The sequence below is a fragment of the Zobellella denitrificans genome (assembly GCF_002407485.1).
Lineage (GTDB): Bacteria > Pseudomonadota > Gammaproteobacteria > Enterobacterales > Aeromonadaceae > Oceanimonas > Oceanimonas denitrificans.
Map to the genome: position 1 here is coordinate 986,600 of NZ_CP012621.1, position 24,677 is coordinate 1,011,276.

The following is a 24,677-nucleotide window of genomic DNA, read 5'->3' on the forward strand; positions in this document are numbered from 1 at the left end:
CCCGGATTAAATCTTGCGCGCCTTGACGCTGCGGCCCTTGATCTTGCCCTGCTGCAGGTGCTTCAGCGCCTGGCGGGCCGCGTCCCGGTGCACCGCCACGTAGGACTGCATTTCCGTGATATCGATTTTTCCCACCTGGCTGCCCATGATGCCGGCCTCGCCGGTCAGGGCGCCGAGGATGTCGCCGGCGCGGATCTTGATTTTGCGGCCGCCGGCAATGCACAGGGTCACCATCTCCGGTTGCCGCGGGGTGGAGCCGGCATCGAGCCCGGCCAGGTTGCCCTGGGGAATGGGGGCCTGCTGGTATTCCTCTATCATGTTGACCCGGTAGGCTTCCCTGGGGCTGTAGAGGGTGATGGCCAGGCCCTGCTGGCCGGCGCGGCCGGTACGGCCGACCCGGTGCACATGCACTTCCGGGTCCTGGGTGACCTCGTAATTGACCACCATCGCCAGCTCCTTGATATCCAGGCCGCGGGCGGCCACGTCGGTGGCCACCAGCACATTGGCGCTGCCGTTGGCGAAGCGGATCAACACCTGGTCCCGCTCGCGCTGCTCCAGATCGCCGTTCAGGGCCAGGGCGGCGAAGCCCAGGTTGTTCAGGTGGTCCGCCACCTCCTGGCAGGCCCGCTTGGTGTTGCAGAACACCACGCAGGACGCGGGCGCATAATGGCCGAGCAGGCTGGCCAGGGCCTGCCTGCGCTGTTCGGGCTCCACCTCGTACAGGGTCTGTACGATGGCGTCGGCCCGTTGCGGCTCGACCACCGACACCCGCTCGGGCCGGCGCTGCAGGCCCTGGCTCATCTGCGCGATGCCGTCCGGGTAGGTGGCGGAGAACAACAGGGTCTGGCGCTCCCGGGGCGCGCAGGCCACCACCCGCTGGATATCGTCGGCAAAGCCCATGTCCAGCATGCGGTCCGCCTCGTCCAGCACCAGGGTGTTGAGGGCATCCAGCTTGAGGGTGCCCTTGTCCAGGTGCTTGAGCACCCGGCCCGGGGTGCCGACCACTATGTGCACGCCGCCGGCCAGGGCGGTGAGCTGGGGGCCGTTGGGCGAGCCGCCGCACAGGGTGACCAGGCGGACGTTGGCCATGGCCCTGGCCAGGCGGCGCAGTTCCCGCGCCACCTGGTCGGCCAGCTCCCGGGTGGGGCAGAGCACCAGGGCCTGCACCGCCAGCCGGTTCACATCCAGCCGGGCCAGCAGCCCGAGCCCGAAGGCCACCGTCTTGCCGCTGCCGGTGCTGGCCTGGGCGATGACGTCCTTGCCGGCCAGCACCAGGGGCAGGCTCTGTGCCTGGATGGGCGTCATTTGGGTGTATTCCAGGCTGGCCAGGTTGTCGACCAGGGCCGGGGCCAGGGGCAGGGCGGAAAATTCGGTGTGGTTCACGGCAGGTTCTCGATAGCGGGTAAAATAGGGCGCCGACAGGCGGGGGGCATGATAGCAGAAAAGCGGGCGCGGCTGTGGTTTTTTGCAGCGGAGGAAGGAAGGAGGGGAAAGAAGGGCGGCAGGGCCGCCCTCGGGCCGGAAGCCGCTCAGTTGTGCTTGTGCAGTTCGGCGTTCAGTTCGATCGCGGACTTGTTGGTTTTCACCTCGATGCGGCCGTTCTGGGAGTTGCGGCGGAACAGCAGGTCGTTTTTGCCGGCCAGATCGGCGGCCTTGACGGTTTGCACCTCGTTGTTCTTGTCATCCAGCACCGTGACTTTCGAACCGGCGGTGATGTAGAGGCCGGATTCGATGGTGCAGCGATCGCCCAGGGGGATGCCCAGGCCGGCGTTGGCGCCCAGCAGGCAGCCTTCGCCCACGGAGATGACGATGTTGCCGCCGCCGGACAGGGTGCCCATGGTGGAGCAGCCGCCGCCCAGATCGGAACCGTTGCCCACCACCACACCGGCGGAGATGCGGCCTTCGACCATGCTCACGCCCAGGGTGCCGGCGTTGAAGTTGATAAAGCCTTCGTGCATGACGGTGGTGCCTTCGCCCACGTGCGCACCCAGGCGGATGCGGGAGGCGTCACCGATGCGCACGCCGGCCGGGACCACGTAGTCGGTCATCTTGGGGAACTTGTCGACGGAGTTGACGCTGAGGGTGCGGCCCTGGGCGCGCGCGGCCAGCTGGCGACGGGCCAGCTCGTCCACCGCGATGGCGCCCTCGGAGGTCCAGGCCACGTTGGGCAGCAGGCCGAACATGCCGGACAGATCCAGGCCGTGCGGTTTCACCAGGCGGTGGGAGAGCAGGGCCAGCTTCAGGTACACCTCGGCGGTGCTGGCGGGGGCGGCGTCGGTTTCCAGTATGGTCACCACCAGCGGCTGGCGGGTGCCGGCCAGCACCTCGACTACCTCGGCCTGGGCCTTGGCGTCCACCGACAGGAAGGCTGCTTCCAGATCTTTCAGTTGGGCCGCGTCGATTTCGATGGCCGCGTTGCCGCCCTGGTAGCCGATCTTGGCGGCCACCGCGCCGATCAATGCGTCGTCGGCATTCAGCAGCGGCTGGTTGTAGTAAACCTCCAGCCATTCCCCTTTGGCGGACTTGGTGCCCACACCCAGACCGAAAGCAAAGTTTGCCATCCTGTTCACTCCATTAATTGGTTTGCATACCTAATCGGCTGTCGCACGGCGGCCAGCCGGGTGTAAATCCGCTGCAGGCCGAGCTGGCGGCTTGCACCACGGTTCGGCGAAGCGCTCGGCCGATCCGTTTCTTAATTCAAAACTGGCGCATCTTTTATCATATTTTGCCGCCCTGGTTGAGTTCGTCGACCAACTTTTCTCGCAATTGCGCCTGCTCCTGCTCACTTAATGGCCGATCCTCGCTGTTGGTGAGGCTGAAGAAGTCTTCGACCCGCTCGCCGATGGTGGTGATCTTGGCGGCGTGCAGGTTGAGGCCCTGGCGGCTGAACACGGCGCCGATACGGGCCAGCAGGCCGGGGGTATCGAGCGCCACCAGTTCCATCAGGGTGCGCTTGGTGAGCCGCTGGGGCTGGAGGAAACTGACCTGGGTGCGCACGTCGAATTCCCGGTGCCGGCGCGAGGGTGGCCGCCGGCGGATGGCCGGCGGCGCGGTGTCGAGCAGCGCCTCGCTCAGGCTGTGGCACAGATCGCTGAGCCGATCGCCGCTGACCGGCTGGCCGTCCGGCTCCAGCACGATAAAGGTATCCAGGGCGTAGCCGTCCTTGGAGGTCATGATCTGGGCATCGTGGATATTGAGGTTTTTCTGATCCAGGGCCGCCGCCACCCGGCCGAACAGGTTGGGCGAGTCGGGACTGTAGATAAACAGCTCGCTGCCGCCCCGGCCCGGCTGCTGGCTGATCTGCACCAGGGGCCGCCGGCTGTCGCCGTGGGCCAGGATATGGCGGCTGTGCCAGGCGATCTGCTCCGGGGTATGGCGCAGGAAGTAGTCGGCGGTAAAGCGCGCCCACAGCGGCTTGACCCGTTCATAGGAGGTGTCCAGGTGCTCCAGCAGCTGGCGCGCCTGCAGCTTGTTCTCGCGGATGCGCAGGCGCAGGTCGGGCGGGTTTTCCAGCCCCAGGCGCAGCGCCTTTTGGGTGGCGAAGTAGAGTTCGCGCAGCAGGCTGCCCTTCCAGTCGTTCCACAGGTGATCATTGGTGGCGCAGATGTCCGCCACCGTCAGGCAGTAGAGGTAGTCCAGGTGCAGTTCGTCCCGCACCTGGGTGGCGAACTCGCGGATCACGTCCGGATCGTAGATGTCCCGCCGCTGGGCGGTGACCGACATCAGCAGGTGCTGGCGCACCAGCCAGGACACCAGGCGGGCATCGGACTTGTCCAGATCGTGCTGCAGGCAGAAGTCGAGGGCGTCCTCGGCGCCCAGCTCCGAATGATCGCCGCCCCGGCCCTTGGCGATGTCGTGGAACAGGGCGGCGAGGTAGAGCAGCTCGGGTTTGCGCAGCCGGGTGCTGATCTCGTGGCACAGGGGGTGGCTGCGCTTGCCGGCGGGCTCGCGGAACAGGTAGATGTTCTTCAGCAACCGGTGGGTGTGCTCGTCCACCGGGTAGGCGTGGAACATGTCGAACTGCATCTGGCCCACTATCTTGCTCCACTGGGGAAAGTAGGCGGCGAGGATGCCGTAGCGGTGCATCAGGGTCAGGGCCAGGTCGCTGCCCCTGGGGTGGCGCATCAGCATCATGAACAGCCGGCGGCAGTCGGCCCGCTCACACAGAAAGCCGGGCAGCCGGCGGCGGGCGTCGCGCAGCTGGCGCAGGGTGGTGGAATAGATGCCGCTGATCTGGGGGTGGGCGGCGATCTGGTAGAACAGCCGCAGTATGGCGGCGGGCTCCTGCTTGAACAGATCCGGCCTGACCACGTCGATCAGCCGGCCGCGCAGGCGGAACTCGGGGGTGAGCATGCGCACGTCCATGGCGATATGGCCGAGGATGGCCTCGTCGAACAGCTGCAGCAGCATCTCGTTGAGTTCGGCCACCCGTCGCACCGTCTGGTAGAAACGCTTCATCATCTGTTCGACGGGTTCGTTGCCGTCGCCGGCGAAGCCCAGGGCGGTGGCTACCGCCCGCTGGCGGTCGAACAGCAGCCGGTTGTCGGCCCGGCGGATCACCAGGTGCAGGGCGAAGCGCAGCTTCCACAGGAAGTTCTGGCAGTCGAGCAGCTCCCGGTATTCGGCCCGGGTAAGGAAGCCATGGCTGACCATCTCGCTCAGGGTGGCGGCGCCGAAGTGGCGGCGGGCGACCCAGCTGATGGTCTGGATGTCGCGCAGGCCGCCGGGGCTGCTCTTGATGTCGGGCTCCAGCTTGTAGCTGGTGTCCTGGAACTGGCGGTGACGTTCCTCCTGCTCCTTGCGCTTGGCCTCGAAAAAGGCCTGGCTGGGCCAGAAGCGATCCGGTGCCGTGGCCCGGGTGAGGGCGGCGAAGGTGTCGTAGCAGCCGGTGATGAGCCGGGCCTCGATCAGGTTGGTGGCCACGGTGATGTCCTTTTCCCCTTCCTCCACGCATTCGGCCACCGAGCGCACGCTGTGGCCCACCTCCAGGCGCAGATCCCACAGCAGGGTGATAAAGGCGCCGATGCGCTCGCCCAGCTCTTCTCCGGCCGGAGCCTCGCTCAGGATCAGCAGGTCGATGTCGGAATAGGGGTGCAGCTCGCCGCGGCCATAACCGCCCACCGCCACCAGCGCCAGCCGGGCATCCCGGTCCAGCCCGAAACGCTGCCACAGGCCGGTGAGCAGCTGATCCATGTGTTGGGAGCGGGTCGCCACCAGCTCCATGATGTCGTCGCCGGCATGGAAGCGCTGCTCCAGCCAGTCCTGCAGGCGGGCGAGCATGTCCTTGCAGGTGGCTAGGCTGAGCTGGTCGGGGGGGAACAGGGCCGGGGCGAGCGGGCTGGCATCCATAGGGCGGTGACTTCCTTACATCTTCAGGGGTGAGGTTAAGTTAGCAAAGTCGGCCCGGGGGGGAAAGGACATCAGTCCGCCGCGACCAGCCGGCAGGGCAGGGCCAGCTCGGCGACGGCCCGGCCCTGCTCGATCTGGGCCAGCAACTGGCGGGCGGCGGCGGTGCCGGCTTGGGGATAGCCGAGATCGACACTGGCCACGGCCGGAAACAGGAAGCGCAGCAACTCGTTGTTGCCGACCCCGGTGAGGGGCAGTGCCTTGCCGCTCTGCTGCAGGTGCTTGGCGGCGCCCAGGGCCAGGGTGTCGCTGGCGCACACCAGGGCATCCGTATCCGGCCGCTCCGCCAGCAGCAGGCGGGCGCCCTCCTGGCCGGCATGGTAGGACAGGCCCCCCAGCCGGTAGCCGGGCGAGATGCCCCGGGCCTGGCAAAAGTCGAGGTAGGCTTCCAGACGCTGCCGGCCGGTGGTGCTGTCCTGCCGCTCGACGCCGACATAGGCCGGGCGGCGCACGCCCTGCCGCCACAGGTGTTCCAGCATCAGCCCGATGGCGCCCTTGTCGTCGTAGCAGACCGACGAAAAGCCCGGGTAGCGGCGGGCCATCACCACCAGCTTGTCTTGCCAGTCGGCCTGGCCATCCAGCGCCAGGCCGGTAAAGGCGAACAGGATGGCGCCGTCGGCCTGGCGCTGCCGCAGCCAGTCGAGGTGCTCGGCCACCTTGGCGCTGCTGAAGCCGGACTCCATCAGCAGCACCTCGTAACCGGCCTGCTCCAGCACCGGCAGCATGGCGCGCACCGCCTGGTGCTCGGAGGCGGAGTCCAGGCGCGAGACGATGATGCCCACCACCTGCTGGCGCCGGGTGCGCATGGCCCGGGCCGAAGGGGAGGGGGCATAGCCGGCCTCGGCGATGATCTGCTCTATCCTGTGGCGGGTTTCCGGCTTGACCTTGGGATCCTGGTTCAGTACCCGGGAGACGGTGGTGGTGCCCACCCCGGCCAGCCGGGCAATATCGGAAATCGTCAGGCGTTTTTTCATCATGGTCGTCAACTTGCTCGCGGTGGCGGGATTGTGCCCCAAGTGTGAGCGCTTGCACAAAATGGTATCGATACCATTTTATTCTTCCGGCATTGGGATACACTCTGCGGTATCGATTCCACTGTTAAGGAAAACCCCATGAGCCAGAGCAAGAGCCAGGAAATGGCGACCCTGATTGAACACGTCGGCGGCAAGGGCAACATAGCGGCGGTGAGCCACTGCCTGACCCGGCTGCGGTTTGTGCTGAACAACCCGGGACAGGCCGACCTGAAGAAGATAGAAACCCTGTCGGCGGTCAAGGGCTGCTTCACCAATGCCGGCCAGTTCCAGGTGGTGATCGGCACCAATGTGGACGGTTACTATCAGGCGCTGAACAGCCTGCTCGGCCAGGAGGGACAGAGCAAGGAGCAGGCCAAGCAGGCGGCCCGGCAGAACATGAGCGTCTGGGAGCGGGCCATCTCCCACCTGGCGGAGATCTTCGTGCCGCTGCTGCCGGCCATCATCACCGGCGGCCTGATCCTGGGCTTTCGCAACCTGATCGGCGATATCGCCCTGTTCGACGGCCGGACCCTGACCCAGATCAGCCCCTTCTGGGCCGAGGTGCACTCCTTCCTCTGGCTGATCGGCGAGGCAATTTTCTTCTTCCTGCCGGTGGGGGTGTGCTGGTCCACGGTGCAGAAGATGGGGGGCACGCCCATCCTCGGCATCGTGCTGGGGGTGACCCTGGTCTCGCCCCAGTTGATGAACGCCTACCTGATCGGCCAGCAGGCGCCGGAGATCTGGGATCTGGGCTTCTTCGCGATCGAGAAGGTCGGCTACCAGGCCCAGGTGATCCCCGCCATGCTGGCCGGGCTGGTGTTGGCGATGATCGAGCTCCGGCTGAAGAAATGGGTGCCGGACTACCTCTACCTGGTGATAGTGCCCTTCGTTTCCCTGCTGGTGGCGGTCACCCTGGCCCATACCCTGATCGGTCCCTTCGGCCGTCTGTTGGGGGACGGCGTGGCCTTGGTCGCCAGGGCGGCGATGACCGGCGATTTCGCCCCCATCGGCGCGGCCCTGTTCGGTTTCTTCTACGCGCCCCTGGTGATCACCGGCATCCACCACACCACCAACGCGGTGGATCTGCAGCTGATGCAGAGCATGGGCGGTACCCCCATCTGGCCGCTGATCGCCCTGTCCAATATCGCCCAGGCCTCCGCCGTGGTGGGTATCATCTGGGTCAGCAAGAAGGCCAACGAGCGGGAGATATCGGTGCCGGCGGCCATTTCCGCCTACCTGGGGGTGACCGAGCCGGCCATGTACGGCATCAACCTCAAGTACAAGTTTCCCATGCTCTGCGCCATGACCGGCTCCGCCCTGGCGGCCCTGCTGTGCGGCCTGTCCGGGGTGCTGGCCAACGGCATCGGGGTGGGTGGCCTGCCGGGCATCCTCTCCATCCAGCCCCGCTACTGGCTGATCTACCTGCTGGCCATGGCCATCGCCGTGGTGGTGCCCATGCTGCTGACGGTGCTGATGTACCAGCGCCGGCAACGGGCCGGGGTAGCCCTGGGCTGAGAATCATATACAAGGCCCGGCGCGGCATTCGCCCGGGCCCTTTCTATCAAGATGGAACCAAGAGCACACAGATGAACAAAGAAGAGCAGTACGACCAGTGGTGGCATAGCGGCGTCATCTACCAGATCTACCCCAAGTCCTTCTACGATTCGGGAGACAGGGGCACCGGCGATCTGCGCGGGGTGATCGACAAGCTCGACTACCTGGCCGATCTCGGGGTGGACGCCATCTGGCTGACGCCGGTGTACGTCTCGCCCCAGGTGGACAACGGCTACGACATCGCCGACTACTACCGGATCGATCCGGCCTACGGCACCATGGCCGACTTCGAACAACTGCTGGCCGAGGCCCACCGGCGCGGCATCCGGCTGATCATGGATCTGGTGGTCAACCATACCTCCACCGCCCATCCCTGGTTCCTGGCCGCCATCGCCGATCCGGGCGGCCCCTACCGGGACTTTTACATCTGGCGCGACGGCCGTGACGGCGGCCCTCCCAACAACTGGCAGTCCAAGTTCGGCGGCAGCGCCTGGCAACGGGATGCCGCCTCGGGCCAGTATTACCTGCATCTGTTTGCGGCGGAGCAGGCGGATCTGAACTGGGAAAACCCAAGGGTGCGGCAGGAGGTGAACAACATCGTCCGCTTCTGGGCCGGCAAGGGCGTCGACGGGTTGCGCCTGGACGTGATCAACCTGATCTCCAAGGATCAGGCCTTTCCCGATGACGAGCGGGGCGACGGGCGGCGCTTCTATACCGACGGTCCCCGTGTCCACGAGTTCCTGCACGAACTCAACCGGGCGGTGTTTGCCCCGAACGGCATGATGACGGTGGGGGAGATGTCTTCCACCAGCCTGGCCCACTGCCAGCGCTACTCGAGTCCGGACAGCGAGGAGCTGTCCATGGTGTTCAACTTCCACCACCTCAAGGTGGACTACCCGGACGGCGACAAGTGGCGGCTGGCGCCGCCGGATTTTGTCGAGCTCAAGCGGCTGTTCAGCGAGTGGCAGCAGGGCCTGCACGGGCGCGGCTGGAACGCCCTGTTCTGGTGCAACCACGATCAGCCGCGCATCCTGTCCCGCTTCGGCGACGAGGGGGAATACCGGGAGCGCTCCGCCAAGATGCTGGCCACGGTGCTGCACCTGATGCAGGGCACCCCCTATGTCTACCAGGGGGAGGAGATCGGCATGCCCAACCCGGGCTATGAGCGTATCGGGCAGTACGCCGACGTGGAAAGCCGCAACATGTACCGGATCCTGCGCGAGCGGGGCCTTGCGGAAGACGAGGTGCTGGCGATACTGGCGGCCCGCTCCCGGGACAATGCCCGCTCACCCATGCAGTGGGACGACGGCGAGCAGGCCGGCTTTACCCGCGGCACGCCCTGGCTGGCGCCGGGGGCGAGCAAGGCCCGGGTGAACGTGGCGGCGGCGCTGGCGGATCCGGTGTCGGTGTTTTACCACTACCGGCGGTTGATCCGGCTGCGCAAGCGGCACCCGGTGATAGTGCGCGGCGACTACCGGGACCTGCTGCCCGAACACCCGTCCATCTGGTGCTACCAGCGGGATGACGGGGAGCGGCGGCTACTGGTGGTGGCCAACCTGGGGCGGGAGGAGCAGGCGTTCGCGCCGCCGGCGCTGGCGCCCTGGCGCCGGGCCGAGTTGCTGGTCGACAACACCGGCGCGGCCCCGGCCGCCCCCTGCGGCCTGCGGCTGGCGCCCTACCAGTGCCAGGCCTGGCTGCTGGAGTAGCCTTATTCGACGATGACGGCGGTGCCGCTGGCGGAGACCATCAGCATGCCGTTGTTCTGGCCCAGCACTTCGTAGTCCAGGTCGATGCCGACTACCGCATTGGCGCCCAGATCCCGGGCTTTCTGCTCCAGCTCCTGCAGGGCGAGATCCCGGGCCCGCTGCAGTTCCCGCTCGTAGGTGGCGGAGCGGCCGCCCACCAGGTCGCGGATGTTGGCGAACAGATCCTTGAACAGGTTGGCGCCGAGGATGGCCTCGCCAGCCACCACGCCGCAGTACTTGCGGATGCGCTTGCCTTCGATGGACGGTGTTGTGGTCATTTCCATGGGGACTCCTAGAGGTTGTTCTTCTGCTTGAGCAGATCGCGGATTTCGGTCAGCAGCTGCTCTTCCTTCGATGGCGCGGGCGGGGCTGCTGGGCTGGCTTCTTCCTTGCGCTTGAGCCGGTTGATGACCTTGATCACCATGAAGATGGCGAAGGCCACTATGGTGAAGTCCAGCACCGTCTGGATAAAGCGGCCGTAGGACAGGGTCACCGCCGGCACTTCTCCCGCCGCCGCCTGGAGCACGATGGCCAGGTCGGAAAAATCGACACCGCCGATCAGCACCCCGATGGGCGGCATGATGACGTCGTTGACCAGGGAGGAGACTATCTTGCCGAAGGCGGCACCGATGATGATGCCCACCGCCATGTCCACCACGTTGCCCTTGACGGCAAACTCCTTGAACTCTTTGATTATGTTCATGTTGCACCACCGCTGAAATAAAAATACCCAAGGTGGATCAAGTTTAGGCGGGGCTGGCCGCGAGGAGGTAGGGGAGAAGGGAAATATTCATCTGTGTCCCTGAAACGAAAAAAGGCGCCGCAGCGCCTTGGTGCTCTGATACTGTGTATCCTGTGCTTATCGTTATCAGCCGCAGGGCACTATGCTGACCGCATGGTTGCCCTTGGGCCCTTTCTGGATTTCGTATTGAACGACCTGGCCCGCTTTCAGGGTTCTGTATCCGTCCATCTGGATGGTGGAAAAGTGTGCGAACACGTCTTCGCCGCCCTCCGTCGGACAGATAAAGCCAAATCCCTTAGCGTTGTTAAACCACTTCACCGTACCGGTTGTCATACCCTTGCATCCTTTTTGCTCAAACATCCTAAACAACATTGAGAAATTGGCAGCTGCCAATTATAACTACAGGCGATTTCCCGCCGGATGCGGTGACCATGTTTGGGTGCCATACGACACTTTCGACAATGGTCACCAATCAACCACTCTAGTCCAACTTTGGGGGCAGTCAAGCCTTTGTTTGCACCCAGGCCCCCGAAGCGGAAGACTATTGACAGCGCCAGCTTAAGCGGTAGTGTGAAGGAAAGGCTAAATAACCGTTCCTGATACCCTCGGGGTTAAGCGGCCCTTGGCTTCTTTGCCTTGAACGGCGGACATGGCGGCTTCCACCAGGAGGCCGGCTTCTGTAGCACGATTCGGAACAGTGATTTAGAGTAAATATATGAGCAGGAGAACACAGCAGACGGTCGGTGATCGGGTCAAAGAGGTGGAAGAAACTGCGCTGCAGCCCCCTCCTATGTACAAGGTCATCTTGAATAACGACGACTACACCCCCATGGATTTTGTCGTGGAGGTGCTGCAAAAATTCTTTGCGATGGATGTGGACAAGGCCACGCAGGTGATGCTGGCGGTACATTATCAGGGAAAGGGGGTTTGCGGTCTCTTTACCGCGGAAATTGCAGAGACCAAGGTAGCGCAAGTGAACAAGTTTGCCCGTACGCACGAACATCCGTTGTTGTGCACCATGGAGCAGGCATGAGCCAAGACCCGCCGCAACGGGACACCGCAGTTTTTAGGGGAGGTGCCTATGTTGAACAAAGACCTTGAGAGCACGTTGAACGAAGCCTTCAACGAAGCCCGTCGCGCTCGCCACGAGTTCATGACGGTGGAGCACCTGTTACTCGCCCTGCTGGACAACCCCTCTGCCAAGGAGGCCCTGGTTGCCTGTGGTGCCGATCTGGAGCAGCTGCGCCGTGAAACCCATACCTTTATCGAGCAGACCACGCCGTTGATCCCGGTGGGGGACGACGAACTCGAAACCCAGCCCACCCTTGGCTTCCAGCGGGTGCTGCAACGGGCCGTGTTCCATGTGCAGTCCTCCGGCAATGCCGAGGTCACCGGCGCCAACGTGCTGGTGGCCATCTTCAGCGAGCAGGAGTCCCAGGCGGCCTACCTGCTGAAAAAGGCCCATGTCAGCCGGCTGGACGTGGTCAACTTTCTGTCCCACGGTGTCCGCAAGGACGGCCAGCAGGAAGAGGCGCCCTCCTCCCAGCAACAGGAGGAGAACACCGAGGAAGCCGCCAACAACCAGACCGAAGGTTTCGTCATCAACCTCAACCAGTGGGTGAAGGAAGGCCGCATCGACCCGCTGATCGGTCGGGATCAGGAGCTCAACCGCACCATCCAGGTGCTGTGCCGCCGGCGCAAGAACAACCCGCTGCTGGTGGGCGAGGCCGGGGTGGGCAAGACCGCCATCGCCGAAGGCCTGGCCTATCGCATCGTGCATCAGGACGTGCCGGAGATCATCGCCGGCAGCACCATCTATTCCCTCGACATGGGCTCCCTGCTGGCGGGCACCAAGTACCGGGGGGATTTCGAAAAACGCTTCAAGGCGTTGCTCAAGCAGTTCGAAAAGCAGAAGGGCGCCATCCTGTTCATCGATGAAATCCACACCATCATCGGTGCCGGCGCCGCCTCGGGCGGCCAGCTGGATGCGGCCAACCTGCTGAAGCCACTGCTGTCCAGCGGCCAGATCCGGTGCGTGGGCTCGACCACCTACCAGGAATACAGCCAGATCTTCGAAAAGGACAGGGCGCTGGCGCGCCGCTTCCAGAAGATCGACATCCTGGAGCCCTCGGTGGACGACACCACCAAGATACTGCTGGGGCTGAAGAGCCGTTACGAGTCCCATCACGACGTGCGTTACACCAACAAGGCGATCCGGGCCGCCGCCGAGCTGGCGGCCAAGTACATCAACGATCGCCACCTGCCGGACAAGGCCATCGACGTGATCGACGAGGCCGGCGCCCAGGTGCGGATGCTGCCGCCGTCCAAACGCAAGAAGACCATCGGCGTGGGCGATATCGAGGCCATCGTCGCCAAGATTGCCCGCATCCCGGAGAAATCCGTGTCCAGCTCCGACAAGGAGGCCCTGAAGAACCTGGAGCCCAACCTCAAGATGGTGGTGTTCGGGCAGGACAGGGCGATCGAGGTACTCACCGACGCCATCCGCCTGAGCCGCTCCGGCCTCGGCAACGAGAAAAGGCCCATCGGCTCCTTCCTCTTCGCCGGTCCGACCGGGGTGGGCAAGACCGAGGTCACCCAGCAGCTGGCGCGGATCCTCGGCATCGAGCTTATCCGTTTCGACATGTCCGAGTACATGGAGTCCCATACTGTGTCCCGGCTGATCGGGGCGCCTCCCGGTTATGTCGGCTTCGATCAGGGCGGCCTGCTCACCGATGCGGTGATCAAGCACCCCCATGCGGTGGTGCTGCTCGACGAAATCGAGAAGGCGCACCAGGACGTGTTCAACCTGCTGCTGCAGGTGATGGACAACGGCACCCTTACCGACAACAACGGCCGCAAGGCGGATTTCCGCAATGTGATACTGGTGATGACCACCAACGCCGGGGTGCAGGAAACGGTGCGCAAGTCCATCGGCTTCCAGCAACAGGACCACAGCCACGACGCCATGACCGAAATCAACCGGACCTTCGCGCCCGAGTTCCGCAACCGGCTCGACCATATCATCTGGTTCAACCACCTGGATATGGACATCATCCATCGGGTGGTCGACAAGTTCATCGTCGAACTGCAGGCCCAGCTGGATGCCAAGGGCGTGTCGATGGAAGTCAGCGAGCAGGCCCGGCACTGGCTGGCCGAAAAGGGCTACGACAAGGCCATGGGGGCCCGCCCCATGAGTCGGGTGATCCAGGAGCAGCTGAAAAAGCCGCTGGCCAACGAACTGCTGTTCGGTGAGCTGGTGGGGGGGCGGCTCGGTCAAGGTCACCCTCGAAGACGACAAGCTGCACTTCGACTACCAGTCGGAGGCGTCGCTGGCCCACTGAGGCCACGACGCCAGGCGCTTGTCACCATGCCCGGAGCCCTGACAGGCCCGGGCATTTATTTATCCAAGAGGTGCATGCCTGCCGGAATGGGGTACGAAATGAGGGTGCGAAACAGGGCAGCTGTCGGTGTTGGCAGCCGTCTGCAAACTCGGAGTGAGTGGCGCGGCAATCAGCGGGCGCGGAAGACGATGCGTCCCTTTGACAGGTCGTAGGGGGTCAGTTGGACGGTGACCTTGTCGCCGGTCAGGATGCGGATATAGTTTTTGCGCATCTTGCCGGAGATATGGGCGGTGACCACATGGCCGTTTTCCAGCTCAACGCGAAACATGGTGTTGGGCAGGGTTTCCAGTATGGTCCCTTGCATTTCAATACTGTCTTCTTTAGCCATTGAGTCCTCTTGTTAACGCAGGCAATAAAAACGGCAGGGATCATGCCGGATTTCGCCCCGGGTGTAAAGTTTCCGCTCAGTCTTTGATCGGCCGCCACTGGCCGGCGATCAGGCGCTGGTGCGGATGGAAATGCTGTTTGTAGTTCATCTTTTTGCAGCCGTCGACCTGATAGCCGAGGTAGAGCCACTCCTTGTCCAGCTCCGCCGCCAGCCGTACCTGGCTCAGGATGGCGAAGGTGCCCAGGGATCTGTGTTCCAGGCCGGGGTCATAGAAAGTATACATGGCGCTGAGCGCGTTGCTGAGCAGATCGGTCACCGCCACCGCCACCAGTTGTTGTGCCAGGTAAAACTCCACAAATACCGGCGGCAGCCAGTGGCAGAGCAGGAAACCTTCGTATTGCTGGCGGCTGGCCGGATACATGGCGCCGTCCCGGTGCCGTTCGTTGATGTAATGCTGGTAGAGCCGGAAATACTCGGGCTTGTCCTGCTCACTCAGGCGGACCTCGATATCCCGGTTGAGGCGCAGTATGCGCTTCTGGCTGCGGCTGGGGGTGAAGCGGGGAACCGCGATGCGCAGTGACTCGCAGGCCCGGCAGGACTGGCAGTGGGGGCGGTAGATGTCGGCGCCGCTGCGGCGGAAACCGGCCCCGAGCAGTTGCTCGTAGCCTTCCGGGCAGAGCAGCTCCTTGTCGAGCAGCACCAGCAACTGCTCCTGCCGCCCGGGCAGGTAGCTGCACAGATGCTTGGGGGTCAGCCCCACCTTGAGATTCACTTCCCTCATAATGTCAGTTCACCCGGTTGCCAGCAGGATAACGCCAAGGGCTGCTGTTGCAGCTCTTTGAGTTTACGTAAGAACCGGGCCCGCGGCCAGGTGGTCACCCCCAGGCTCAGCAGGTGGGGGTTGGGCAGCTGGCAGTCGATGAGCCGCCCGCCATGGCGGGCGAAATGCCGGCACAGGCCGAGCATGGCGAGCTTGGAGCCGTTGTCGACCCGGTGAAACATCGACTCGCCGCAGAACAGGCGGCCGAGGCCGAGGCCATAGAGACCGGCCACCAGCCGGTCCTGCTGCCATACCTCGATGGAGTGGGCCTGCCCCTGATGATGCAAGCGGCAGTAAGCCTTCTCTATGCCCGGAGTGATCCAGGTCCCCTCGCGCCTTTCCCGCAACTGGCGGCATTGGCCTATCACCTGTTCGAAGGCGGTATTGATGGTCAGCCGGTAGCGGCCCTGGCGGGCCAGTTTGGCCAGGCTGCGGCTGACATGGAGGCTGGCCGGCTCCAGCACCGCCCTGGGATCGGGTGACCACCACAGCAGGGGCTGGCTCTGATCGAACCAGGGAAAGATGCCCATGCGGTAGGCCAGCAGCAGCCGCTCCGGCGACAGATCGCCGCCCATGGCCAGCAGGCCGTTGGGCTCGTCCAGCGCCAGCATGGGATCCGGAAACCAGAGATGCTCGTCGAGCAGGGTCAGCATGGCGGCTTCCTCAGTCCTGATCGAGTTCGAGCCAGTCCTTGCCGGTCTTCTGCTCTATGTAGTCGCGGATGAACTGCCGCACCTTCTGGGAGGGAGTCACGTCCTCCTGGGCGCAGAGCTGTTCGAACAGCGCCTTCTTCCTGGGATCGATCAGCAGGGTCAGGCGGGCGGTGCGTTGTTCCATGGGGCCTCCGGCGCAATGGTCATGTTAATCATATTAACATTGAATGAATAATTAGTGAGCATATAATCATCATACTATTCTAATATAGCCTGCTCCCGGGAGAAGCGTCATGTCGCACCGTGCCCACCTGTTTTCCCTGCGTATCGGCCATGCCCTGCGCGAAAGCTGCCTGCAAGAGCCTTATGGCCGCCGACGCCTGCTGCGAGACCTGCTGGCCGGGATCACGGTGGGCATCATCGCCATTCCGCTGGCCATGGCCCTGGCCATCGCCAGCGGGGTGGCGCCCCAATATGGCCTCTATACCGCCATCATCGCCGGTTTCGTCATCGCCCTCACCGGCGGCTCCCGCCTGAGCATTTCCGGCCCCACCGCCGCCTTTGTGGTGATCCTCTATCCCATCGCCCAGCAATACGGCCTGGGCGGCCTGCTGCTGGCCACCGCCCTGTCCGGCCTGCTGCTGATCGGCATGGCGCTGCTGCGCCTGGGGCGGCTGATCGAGTATATCCCGGAACCGGTTACCCTGGGCTTTACCGGCGGTATCGCCGTGGTCATCGCCACCCTGCAGTTGAAGGATTTCTTCGGGCTGACCCTGACCGACCTGCCCGAGCATTATCTGGGCAAGGTCTCGGCCCTGGCCGGCGGCCTGCCCGATCTGCACTGGCCCAGCCTGGCGGTGGCCCTGCTCACCCTCGCCATCATGCTGCTCTGGCCCCGGCTGAAGACCGGGGTGCCGGCGCACCTGCCGGCGGTGATCCTGGCCAGCCTGGCGACACTGCTGCTCAACCAGCAGGGGCTGGAGATAGACACCATCAGCAGCCGTTTCAGCTACCTGCTGCCCGACGGCAGCAGCGGCCAGGGCATACCGCCGGTGTTGCCCGATTTCGTCTGGCCCTGGCTACAGCCGGGGCCGGACGGCGCTCCCCTCGAGTTCGGCTGGGCCCTGCTGCGGGATCTGCTGCCGGCGGCCTTCGCCATCGCCATGCTCGGGGCCATCGAGTCACTGCTCTGCGCCGTGGTGCTGGACGGTATGACCGGCAAGCGGCACAGCGCCAACAGTGAACTGCTGGGGCAGGGGATAGGCAACCTGGTCACCCCCTTCTTCGGCGGCATCACCGCCACCGCCGCCATTGCCCGCTCGGCGGCCAACTTCAAGGCCGGGGCCGAATCGCCGGTGGCGGCCATGGTGCATGCGCTGGTGGTGCTGGCGGGACTGGTGCTGCTGGCGCCCTGGCTGGCCTGGCTGCCGATGCCGGCCATGGCCGCGCTGCTGATGGTGGTGGCCTGGAACATGAGCGAGGCCCACAAGGCGGTGCATCTGGTCAAGACGGCTCCGCTCGGCGATATCCTGGTGTTTCTCACCTGTTTCTCGCTCACCATACTGTTCGATATGGTGCTGGCGATTACCGCCGGTATTCTGGTGGCGGCGGTGCTGTTTGTGCGGGAGATCGCGGAGATGACCCGGGTGAGCGATATATCCGGGCACCGGCGCCTGCTCGAGACTCCCTTGCCGGCGGGCTGGTCGGTGTTCAAGGTGAATGGCCCGCTGTTCTTCGCCGCCGCCGATCGGGTGTTCGGGGAGCTGTCCACCCAGTTGGGGGGGCGTGACGGTGTGGTGCTCTATATGGACGGGGTGTCCATCCTGGACGCGGGCGGCCTGGCGGCGCTGAACAAGTTCGTCGACCAGTGCCGTAAACAGGGGATCCGGGTATTGATTGCCGATCTGCAGTTCCAGCCGCTCAAGACCCTGGCCAGGGCTGGCGTACAGCCCATTCCCGGCGTGCTGGCCTTTTATCCGACCCTGAGGGAGGCGCTGGAGAGCCTGGGGGAGGGGGAGGCCGCGAAGCCGCGGCCGGATGAAGACGGGGCGGCGGGGCTGGCCCCGGACGCCCTGTCCTGACTTTATTTGCCGAGGGCGTCCAGGTAGCGCTCGGCGTCCAGGGCGGCCATACAGCCGGTGCCGGCGGAGGTGATGGCCTGGCGATAGACGTGATCCATGACGTCACCGGCGGCGAACACGCCGGGGATGCTGGTCTGGGTGGCGTTGCCATGCAGGCCGGACTGCACCTTCAGGTAGCCGTTTTCCATTTCCAGCTGGCCTTCGAAGATCTGGGTGTTGGGCTGATGGCCGATGGCGATAAAGACGCCGGTCACGTCCAGTTGCTCGGTGGCCTCGCTGCGGGTGTCCTTCAGGCGGATGCCGGTCACGCCCATCTCGTCACCCAGTACTTCGTCCAGGGTGCGATCGGTGTGCAGCACTATGTTGCCGTTGTTGACCTTGTCCATCAGCCGGTCGATCAGGATCTTCTCGGAGCGGAACTGGTCGCGGCGGTGCACCAGATGGACTTCGGCGGCGATATTGGCCAGGTAGAGCGCCTCTTCCACGGCGGTGTTGCCGCCACCGACCACGGCCACTTTCTGGTTGCGGTAGAAGAAACCGTCGCAGGTGGCGCAGGCGGACACGCCGCGGCCCTGGTAAGCCTGTTCGGAGGGCAGGCCCAGGTACTTGGCGGAGGCGCCGGTGGCGATGATCAGGGCGTCGCAGCTGTACTCGCCGCTGTCGCCCTTGAGCCGGAACGGGCGCTGTTTGAGATCGACACTGTTGATATGGTCGAACAGGATTTCGGTGTCGAAACGTTCGGCATGCTCCTTCATGCGCTCCATCAAGGCCGGTCCGGTCAGTCCTTCCGCATCGCCCGGCCAGTTCTCCACATCGGTGGTGGTGGTCAGCTGACCGCCTTGCTGGATACCGGTGACCAGCACCGGGTTCAGGTTGGCCCGGGCCGCATAGACGGCGGCGGTGTAACCTGCGGGGCCGGAGCCCAGGATCAGCAGTTTGGCGTGTTTGGCTTGGCTCATGTGTTTCTCCAACCTTGGCAAAATAGGCAGATAAAAAGTGGAACCGATTGTAGGGGATAGCCCTGATGGAATAAAGCGCAAGAAAACGATTGGGGCAATCGGGCCTGGCCGGAATAGAGCGGGTTCGCATGGCGCTATCTGCCCCCGGAGGGTTATAACGAATAGTTATGCAATATAACCAAATCTGGGCTATTGCCGGCAACAGCCGGCAGCATCAAAGATAAAAGCACTGCCTGCGGCGCTTATCCTGACTTGGAGCCAGGGGGAGTTGTTATCGGATTGCGGATTTTCAGGGACATCTTCTGTTGGGGTGGGAGTTGAGTCGGCTGAGGATTTTTTCAGGCAAAAGCCCCATTCTTCGGCGTAAAAATTTAGTTTTGGTACTTTTTTTATGGGAAAGGCAAACATATGTGCTACCTGTTTACCTTTTATCATGCTAAGCTACTGCATGCCTAAAATGTATATATAGTCATTTTTCTTGGTTTTTTATTTGATTTGAGCAGCCTTGCAGCAGGCGAGACCGGCCTTGGTTGCAACCCGTTCCAGCGGACGGCAGTGTCCCGATAGCCTAAAGGCGGGTTGCAAGAAAGCATGGTTTTGTGCCATATAAGTTTTATGTTCATAGTGGAATGTATCGAAAATGAGTCAAAGGATGGATGAAGTACTTGATGCGAACAACAGGCCGGTGAAAGAGCTGGACCGCATCGATCGCAACATACTCAATGAGCTTCAGCAGGACGGTCGCATCTCCAACGTGGAGTTGTCCAAGCGGGTTGGTTTGAGTCCCACCCCCTGCCTCGAACGGGTTCGTCGCCTGGAACGCCAGGGGTATATCGAAGGCTATACCGCCATTCTCAACCCCCAGTTCCTGGATGCCTCCCTGCTGGTGTTTGTGGAGATCACCCTCAACCGCGGCACACCGGACGTGTTCGACGAATTCAACGACGCGGTGCAAAAACTGGAAGAAATCCAGGAGTGTCACCTGGTGTCCGGTGATTTCGACTACCTGTTGAAGACCCGGGTGGCGGACATGTCCGCCTACCGCAAGCTGCTGGGGGAAACCCTGCTGCGGCTGCCGGGGGTGAACGACACCCGCACCTATGTGGTGATGGAAGAGGTCAAGCAGAGCAACCGGCTGGTGATAAATACCCGATAAACTGTGCTAATCTGCCCGGCTCTGGTATTTTTATGCCGGGCGGGGTTCCATCTCGAACCTGTACCTGCGAGCGGCCCCGGCCGCTCGCTTGTCGTTTGGTGCCTGGCGACTTTTCCTGTCGCAGACTTTCGATAGCATGACACAACAAAAAAGAGCGAGGAGCGGGCGTTTGGCGGAGAAAAAGCTGTTTACTCCCATGTCTGGTTTACAGCGTCTGTTTGAGGCCGGATTGATCATTATCATTTTACTGGCGATCTTCATGATGTTGTCGCTGGTGTCCTACCATCCCTCCGATCCGGGCTGGTCGCAAACCGCCTGGGGCGGTGAGATCAGCAACGCAGCCGGTCCCGCCGGTGCCTGGCTGGCCGACATACTGCTGTTCGTGTTCGGCTTTTCGGCTTACCTGGTACCGCCGTTCATGGTGTTTTTCGGCTGGGTGACCCTCTGGCGTCCCAGGGCCTTGACCGAGATTTGCTACCTCACCCTGAGCCTGCGCATCATCGGTTTCCTCATGTTGCTGCTCAGCCTGCTGGGCCTGGCCAGCATGAACGTGGGCAACATTTACTATTTCTCCGCCGGCGGCCTGGTCGGCGATATGCTGGCGGCGGCGCTGAACGGCCTGTTCGGCTCCCTGGGTACCACCCTGATGCTGCTGTGCGGTTTTGCCACCGGGGTGACCTTTTTTACCGGCTGGTCCTGGCTGCTGATCGTGGAACGCCTGGGAGGAGCCGTGCTGGAATTTCCCAACTGGCTGAGTTCGGCGCCGTCCCGCCTGCTGGACTGGCAGCTGGAGCGCCGCCAGCGCCGGCCGGGTGCCCGGGAACAGGCCGAGGCGGAGCCGCTGGCGGTGGCAGCGACGCCCGCACCCGCGACGACAACAGCCGAGTCCGGTTTCGTCGGCTGGCGCCGGTTCAAGGATCGCCTCGGCAGCCCGCGGGAAACCGATGAGGAATGGGAGGAGGCCGCCGAGGATCCCCTGCTGGCCCCGGTGCCCGCCGCCGAGAAGCGGCCGGCACCGCTGAAAAAAGCGCCGCCGGTGCGCCGCGAGCCGGTGCTGGGCGGGGTGGACGAGCAGGATCCCGATCCCATCGCCACCATCGCCGAGACCAACGGCTGGAACCTGGACGACGACGAGGAGCTGGAGCTGCCCTGGCTGAGTGACGATCCCGAGCCGGTGGCGGCAGCCGCCCCGGCCCCGTCTCCCAAGCCCGCTCCACCCGCACGCCCCCGGCGCAGCGATCTGACGCCGCTGCCGTCGGTGGAACTGCTGGACAAGCCCAAGCCCAGGCAGCACGCCGTGAGCGAAAGTGAACTGGAGCGCATCGCCCGCCTGGTGGAGGCCAAGCTGGCCGACTACAACGTCCAGGCCAACGTGGTGGGCGTCTACCCGGGGCCGGTGATCACCCGTTTCGAACTGGATCTGGCCCCCGGGGTCAAGGTCAGCAAGATCACCAACCTGGCGCGGGATCTGGCCCGCTCCCTGTCCGCCATCAGCGTGCGGGTGGTCGAGGTGATCCCCGGCAAGCCCTATGTGGGGCTGGAGCTGCCCAATACCCGGCGGGAGACCGTCTATCTGCGCGAAGTGCTCGACAGCGAGCCCTTCCGCCGCAGCGAGCACCCGCTCACCCTGGTGCTGGGCCAGGATATCGCCGGCGAGCCGGTGGTGGTCAACCTGGCCAGGATGCCCCACGTGCTGGTGGCGGGCACCACCGGCTCGGGCAAGTCGGTGGGGGTCAACGTCATGATCTTGTCGATGCTGTACAAGGCCACGCCGGAAGACGTGCGCTTTATCATGATCGATCCCAAGATGCTGGAGCTGTCGGTGTACGAGGGCATTCCCCACCTGCTGACCGAAGTGGTCACCGACATGAAGGAGGCGGCCAATGCCCTGCGTTGGTGCGTGGGCGAGATGGAGCGCCGCTACAAGCTGATGTCGGCCATGGGGGTACGCAACCTCAAGGGCTTCAACACCAAGGTGCAGGAGGCCATCGATGCCGGCGAGCCGCTGCGGGATCCCCTGTGGCAACCGACCCAGTCGATGGACACCTATCCGCCGGCGCTGGAGAAACTGCCCCATATCGTGGTGGTGATCGACGAGTTCGCCGACATGATGATGATCGTCGGCAAGAAGGTGGAAGAGTTGATCGCCCGCATCGCCCAGAAGGCGCGGGCGGCGGGCATCCACCTGATACTGGCGACCCAGCGGCCCTCGGTGGACGTGATCACCGGCCTGATCAAGGCCAACATTCCGACCCGGATGTCGTTCCAGGTGTCGAGCAAGATAGACTCGCGCACCATCCTCGATCAGCAGGGGGCCGAGTCGTTGCTGGGCATGGGCGACATGCTCTACCTGCCGGCCGGCGACAGCAACCCGACCCGGGTGCACGGCGCCTTCGTCGACGACCACGAGGTACACCGGGTGGTGGCGGCGTGGAAGGAGCGGGGCGAGCCCAATTACATCGAGGAAATCCTGAACGGCGACGTGGGCGCCGATGGCTTGTTGCCCGGGGAAGTGCCGGAAGGAGGCGACGATGGCGAGCTGGACGAGCTGTTCGACCAAGCGGTGGCTTTTGTCGTAGAGAGCCGTCGCGGCTCTACCTCCAGCGTGCAGCGCAAGTTCAAAATAGGCTACAACAGGGCCGCCCGTATCATCGAGCAGATGGAGCAGCAGGGCATAGTGAGCCCCGCGGGCGGAAATGGTCAACGTGAAGTGCTGGCGCCAGCGCCGGCCAGGGAGTAGGACTGAATGAAAAAACTGGCAACCTTGGGTGTGCTGTTGTGGTCGGTGAGCGCCGTGGCCCTGGCCGATGCCCGCGCCGAGTTGCAGCAGAAGCTGGCGACCTTCGAGCGTTTTTCCGCCGATTTCAGCCAGCAGGTGTTCGACGAGCGGGGCGAACCCATGCAGAGCGCCGAGGGCAGCATGCTGCTGTCCCGCCCCGATCGTTTCCGCTGGCATACCGCCTCGCCGGACGAGAGCCTGATCGTGTCCAACGGCACCGATGTGTGGATCTACGATCCCTTCGTGGAGCAGGTGAGCATAGTGCCCCTGGAGCAGGCGGTGCAGAATACCCCCTTCCTGCTGATCTCGGGCGGTGACGGCCGGCGCTGGCAGCGGTACGAGGTGGCCAGGAACGGCGCCGACTATGTGGTGACCAGCAAGGATCCGGGGGAACTGATCCATCAGTTCAGCCTGCGTTTCGACGGGGCCAACCGCATCGAGCGCTTTACCGTACTGGAATCCGGCGGCCAGCGCAGCGAGTTCAGCCTGCGCAACATCAATACCGCCCCGGCCACCGCGGCCGACAGTTTCCAGTTCACGGCGCCGGCCGGGGTGATGATCGACGACCAGCGTTAAGAAAGGGTCTGCAGAGGGAGTGATAAGCGGTAAGCTGTCGGCTTACCGCTTTGTTTTATGGGAGAATGACGGGATGAGCACCCTGAGCCTGGATTTCGAGCAGGAGGATTTTCGTCCCCTGGCGGCGCGGATGCGCCCCGAGCGGCTGGAGCAGTACCTGGGCCAGCAGCACATTCTGGGGCCGGGCAAGCCGCTGCGCCGCGCGCTGGAGGCGGGGCACTGCCATTCCATGATCCTGTGGGGGCCGCCGGGCACCGGCAAGACCACCCTGGCCGAGCTGGTGGCCGCTTACTGCGACGCCCAGGTGGAGCGGGTATCGGCGGTCACCTCCGGGGTCAAGGAGATCCGCGCCGCCATCGAGCGGGCGCGCGGGCACAAGCTCGCCGGACGGCGCACCATCCTGTTCGTGGACGAGGTGCACCGCTTCAACAAGTCCCAGCAGGACGCCTTCCTGCCCCATATCGAGGACGGCACCGTCACCTTTATCGGTGCCACCACCGAAAATCCCTCCTTCGAACTCAACAACGCCCTGCTGTCCCGCGCCCGGGTCTATCTGCTCAAGCGGCTGGAAACGACCGAGGTGGAGGCGATGATCGAACAGGCGCTGACCGACGAGCGGGGCCTGGGCGGCCAGGCCATCGAACTGGCGAGCGGCGTGCGGCGGGCCCTGGCCGAGCTGGTGGACGGGGACGGCCGCAAGGCGCTCAACTACCTGGAGCTGCTGGCGGACATGGCCGGGGAACAGGACGGGGTGCGCCGGATCGACAAGACGCTGCTGGCGGAGGTGACCGGCGAACGGCTGGCCCGCTTCGATAACCAGGGCGATCTCTATTACGATCTGATCTCGGCGGTGCACAAGTCGATTCGCGGCTCCAACCCGGACGCCGGCCTGTACTGGTATGCACGCATGATCAGCGCCGGCTGCGATCCGCTCTATATCGCCCGCCGGCTGCTGGCCATCGCCTCGGAAGACGTCGGCCTGGCCGATCCGAAAGCCATGGAGGTGGCGCTGGCGGCCTGGGACTGCTTCACCCGGGTCGGGCCGGCGGAAGGGGAGCGGGCCATCGCCCTGGCCATCGTCTACCTCGCCTGCGCGCCCAAGAGCAATGCCCTCTATACCGCCTGGAAGGCGGCGCTGCAGGACGCCCGGGAGCAGCCGGACTTCGAGGTGCCCCTCCATCTGCGCAACGCGCCCACCAGGCTGATGAAGGAGCTGGGCCACGGCGCCGAATACCGCTATGCCCATAACGAGCCCGGCGCCTATGCCGCCGGCGAGACCTATTTGCCCGAGGCGCTGCGGGAGCGACGCTACTATGTGCCCAACGAGCGGGGCTTCGAGCAGAAGATCAAGGCCAAGCTCGACTACCTCAAAACCCTGGATGAGCAGGCCGGCGGCCAGTTGGCCCCGGGGCGGCGAAGCTGATAAACTGAGGTCGACTTAGTGACTTCCGACCCTGCGTGTCA

General features: G+C 64.1%; 21 protein-coding genes and 1 pseudogene. 9 read left to right on the forward strand and 13 right to left on the reverse strand.

From position 1 onward, the window contains the following. Window positions 1-6: 6 nt before the first annotated feature. The 4 genes from dbpA to treR all read right to left on the reverse strand — a co-directional run bounded on the left by dbpA (window position 7) and on the right by treR (window position 6,380). Window positions 7-1,383, reverse strand: coding sequence for an ATP-dependent RNA helicase DbpA (dbpA, locus tag AN401_RS04770; protein WP_096778667.1), 1,377 nt, complete (start codon window positions 1,381-1,383; stop codon window positions 7-9). A gap of 146 nt (window positions 1,384-1,529) precedes the next feature. Then, a complete protein-coding gene (dapD, locus tag AN401_RS04775; RefSeq protein ID WP_094040857.1) occupies window positions 1,530-2,561 on the reverse strand; it encodes a 2,3,4,5-tetrahydropyridine-2,6-dicarboxylate N-succinyltransferase in 1,032 nt (343 codons plus the stop codon). A gap of 157 nt (window positions 2,562-2,718) precedes the next feature. Next, the gene (glnD, locus tag AN401_RS04780; protein ID WP_094040856.1) at window positions 2,719-5,349 is read right to left on the reverse strand and encodes a bifunctional uridylyltransferase/uridylyl-removing protein GlnD; all 2,631 of its coding nucleotides are present in this window, start codon (window positions 5,347-5,349) and stop codon (window positions 2,719-2,721) included. A 71-nt stretch (window positions 5,350-5,420) separates the two neighbouring features. Next, on the reverse strand, window positions 5,421-6,380 hold the full coding sequence (gene treR / locus AN401_RS04785) for a trehalose operon repressor TreR (RefSeq protein WP_096780299.1): 960 nt from the start codon (window positions 6,378-6,380) through the stop codon (window positions 5,421-5,423). Window positions 6,381-6,518: 138 nt separating this feature from the next. Here treR and treB point away from each other — a divergent pair, with 138 nt between their 5' ends. Then, window positions 6,519-7,934 carry a PTS trehalose transporter subunit IIBC gene (gene treB, locus AN401_RS04790; protein ID WP_094041412.1) on the forward strand — a complete coding sequence of 472 codons (1,416 nt, stop codon included), beginning with the start codon at window positions 6,519-6,521 and terminating at the stop codon, window positions 7,932-7,934. A 71-nt stretch (window positions 7,935-8,005) separates the two neighbouring features. Then, on the forward strand, window positions 8,006-9,679 hold the full coding sequence (gene treC / locus AN401_RS04795; protein ID WP_096778668.1) for an alpha,alpha-phosphotrehalase: 1,674 nt from the start codon (window positions 8,006-8,008) through the stop codon (window positions 9,677-9,679). 2 nt (window positions 9,680-9,681) lie between these two features. Here treC and AN401_RS04800 read toward each other — a convergent pair whose 3' ends face one another. From AN401_RS04800 to cspD, 3 genes are all read right to left on the reverse strand, one after another. Beyond that, the gene (locus tag AN401_RS04800; protein WP_096778669.1) at window positions 9,682-10,002 is read right to left on the reverse strand and encodes a heavy metal-binding domain-containing protein; all 321 of its coding nucleotides are present in this window, start codon (window positions 10,000-10,002) and stop codon (window positions 9,682-9,684) included. Window positions 10,003-10,010: 8 nt separating this feature from the next. Continuing rightward, window positions 10,011-10,421 (reverse strand): large-conductance mechanosensitive channel protein MscL, encoded by a 411-nt coding sequence (gene mscL / locus AN401_RS04805; RefSeq protein ID WP_094040801.1) that lies wholly within the window; start codon window positions 10,419-10,421, stop codon window positions 10,011-10,013. 165 nt (window positions 10,422-10,586) lie between these two features. Then, entirely contained in the window at window positions 10,587-10,793 is a 207-nt protein-coding gene (gene cspD, locus AN401_RS04810) for a cold shock domain-containing protein CspD (protein ID WP_094040802.1), read from the reverse strand. A 382-nt stretch (window positions 10,794-11,175) separates the two neighbouring features. Here cspD and clpS point away from each other — a divergent pair, with 382 nt between their 5' ends. Both clpS and clpA read left to right on the forward strand, forming a co-directional pair. Beyond that, on the forward strand, window positions 11,176-11,493 hold the full coding sequence (gene clpS, locus AN401_RS04815) for an ATP-dependent Clp protease adapter ClpS (protein ID WP_094040803.1): 318 nt from the start codon (window positions 11,176-11,178) through the stop codon (window positions 11,491-11,493). 48 nt (window positions 11,494-11,541) lie between these two features. After that, window positions 11,542-13,801: pseudogene (gene clpA, locus AN401_RS04820) on the forward strand (ATP-dependent Clp protease ATP-binding subunit ClpA). A 169-nt stretch (window positions 13,802-13,970) separates the two neighbouring features. Here the strand turns inward: clpA and infA are convergent. The 4 genes from infA to AN401_RS04840 form a co-directional block, all read right to left on the reverse strand. After that, entirely contained in the window at window positions 13,971-14,189 is a 219-nt protein-coding gene (gene infA, locus AN401_RS04825; RefSeq protein WP_037439960.1) for a translation initiation factor IF-1, read from the reverse strand. Between the two features lie 76 nt (window positions 14,190-14,265). Then, entirely contained in the window at window positions 14,266-14,973 is a 708-nt protein-coding gene (locus AN401_RS04830; protein ID WP_198401878.1) for an arginyltransferase, read from the reverse strand. After that, on the reverse strand, window positions 14,967-15,662 hold the full coding sequence (aat, locus tag AN401_RS04835) for a leucyl/phenylalanyl-tRNA--protein transferase (RefSeq protein WP_094040806.1): 696 nt from the start codon (window positions 15,660-15,662) through the stop codon (window positions 14,967-14,969). The genes AN401_RS04830 and aat overlap by 7 nt, the downstream gene beginning before the upstream one ends. A 10-nt stretch (window positions 15,663-15,672) precedes the next feature. Next, window positions 15,673-15,846 (reverse strand): CopG family transcriptional regulator, encoded by a 174-nt coding sequence (locus AN401_RS04840; RefSeq protein ID WP_094040807.1) that lies wholly within the window; start codon window positions 15,844-15,846, stop codon window positions 15,673-15,675. Between the two features lie 109 nt (window positions 15,847-15,955). On the opposite strand from AN401_RS04840, the gene dauA reads away from it, so the two are divergent. After that, window positions 15,956-17,743 carry a C4-dicarboxylic acid transporter DauA gene (gene dauA, locus AN401_RS04845; RefSeq protein WP_094040808.1) on the forward strand — a complete coding sequence of 596 codons (1,788 nt, stop codon included), beginning with the start codon at window positions 15,956-15,958 and terminating at the stop codon, window positions 17,741-17,743. A 2-nt stretch (window positions 17,744-17,745) separates the two neighbouring features. Here dauA and trxB read toward each other — a convergent pair whose 3' ends face one another. Further along, entirely contained in the window at window positions 17,746-18,702 is a 957-nt protein-coding gene (gene trxB, locus AN401_RS04850) for a thioredoxin-disulfide reductase (RefSeq protein ID WP_094040809.1), read from the reverse strand. Window positions 18,703-18,891: 189 nt separating this feature from the next. Continuing rightward, complete coding sequence (locus AN401_RS19675) at window positions 18,892-19,137, reverse strand: hypothetical protein (protein ID WP_157772157.1); 246 nt, start codon at window positions 19,135-19,137, stop codon at window positions 18,892-18,894. Window positions 19,138-19,354: 217 nt separating this feature from the next. Here AN401_RS19675 and lrp point away from each other — a divergent pair, with 217 nt between their 5' ends. The 4 genes from lrp (at window position 19,355) to AN401_RS04870 (ending at window position 24,636) form a co-directional block, all read left to right on the forward strand. Next, complete coding sequence (lrp, locus tag AN401_RS04855; protein WP_094040810.1) at window positions 19,355-19,858, forward strand: leucine-responsive transcriptional regulator Lrp; 504 nt, start codon at window positions 19,355-19,357, stop codon at window positions 19,856-19,858. A 169-nt stretch (window positions 19,859-20,027) separates the two neighbouring features. After that, window positions 20,028-22,598, forward strand: a complete 2,571-nt coding sequence (locus AN401_RS04860; RefSeq protein ID WP_094040811.1) for a DNA translocase FtsK — start codon at window positions 20,028-20,030, stop codon at window positions 22,596-22,598. 6 nt (window positions 22,599-22,604) lie between these two features. Beyond that, window positions 22,605-23,213, forward strand: coding sequence for an outer membrane lipoprotein chaperone LolA (gene lolA, locus AN401_RS04865; protein WP_094040812.1), 609 nt, complete (start codon window positions 22,605-22,607; stop codon window positions 23,211-23,213). A gap of 73 nt (window positions 23,214-23,286) precedes the next feature. Continuing rightward, complete coding sequence (locus AN401_RS04870) at window positions 23,287-24,636, forward strand: replication-associated recombination protein A (protein WP_096778671.1); 1,350 nt, start codon at window positions 23,287-23,289, stop codon at window positions 24,634-24,636. Window positions 24,637-24,677: the final 41 nt, after the last annotated feature.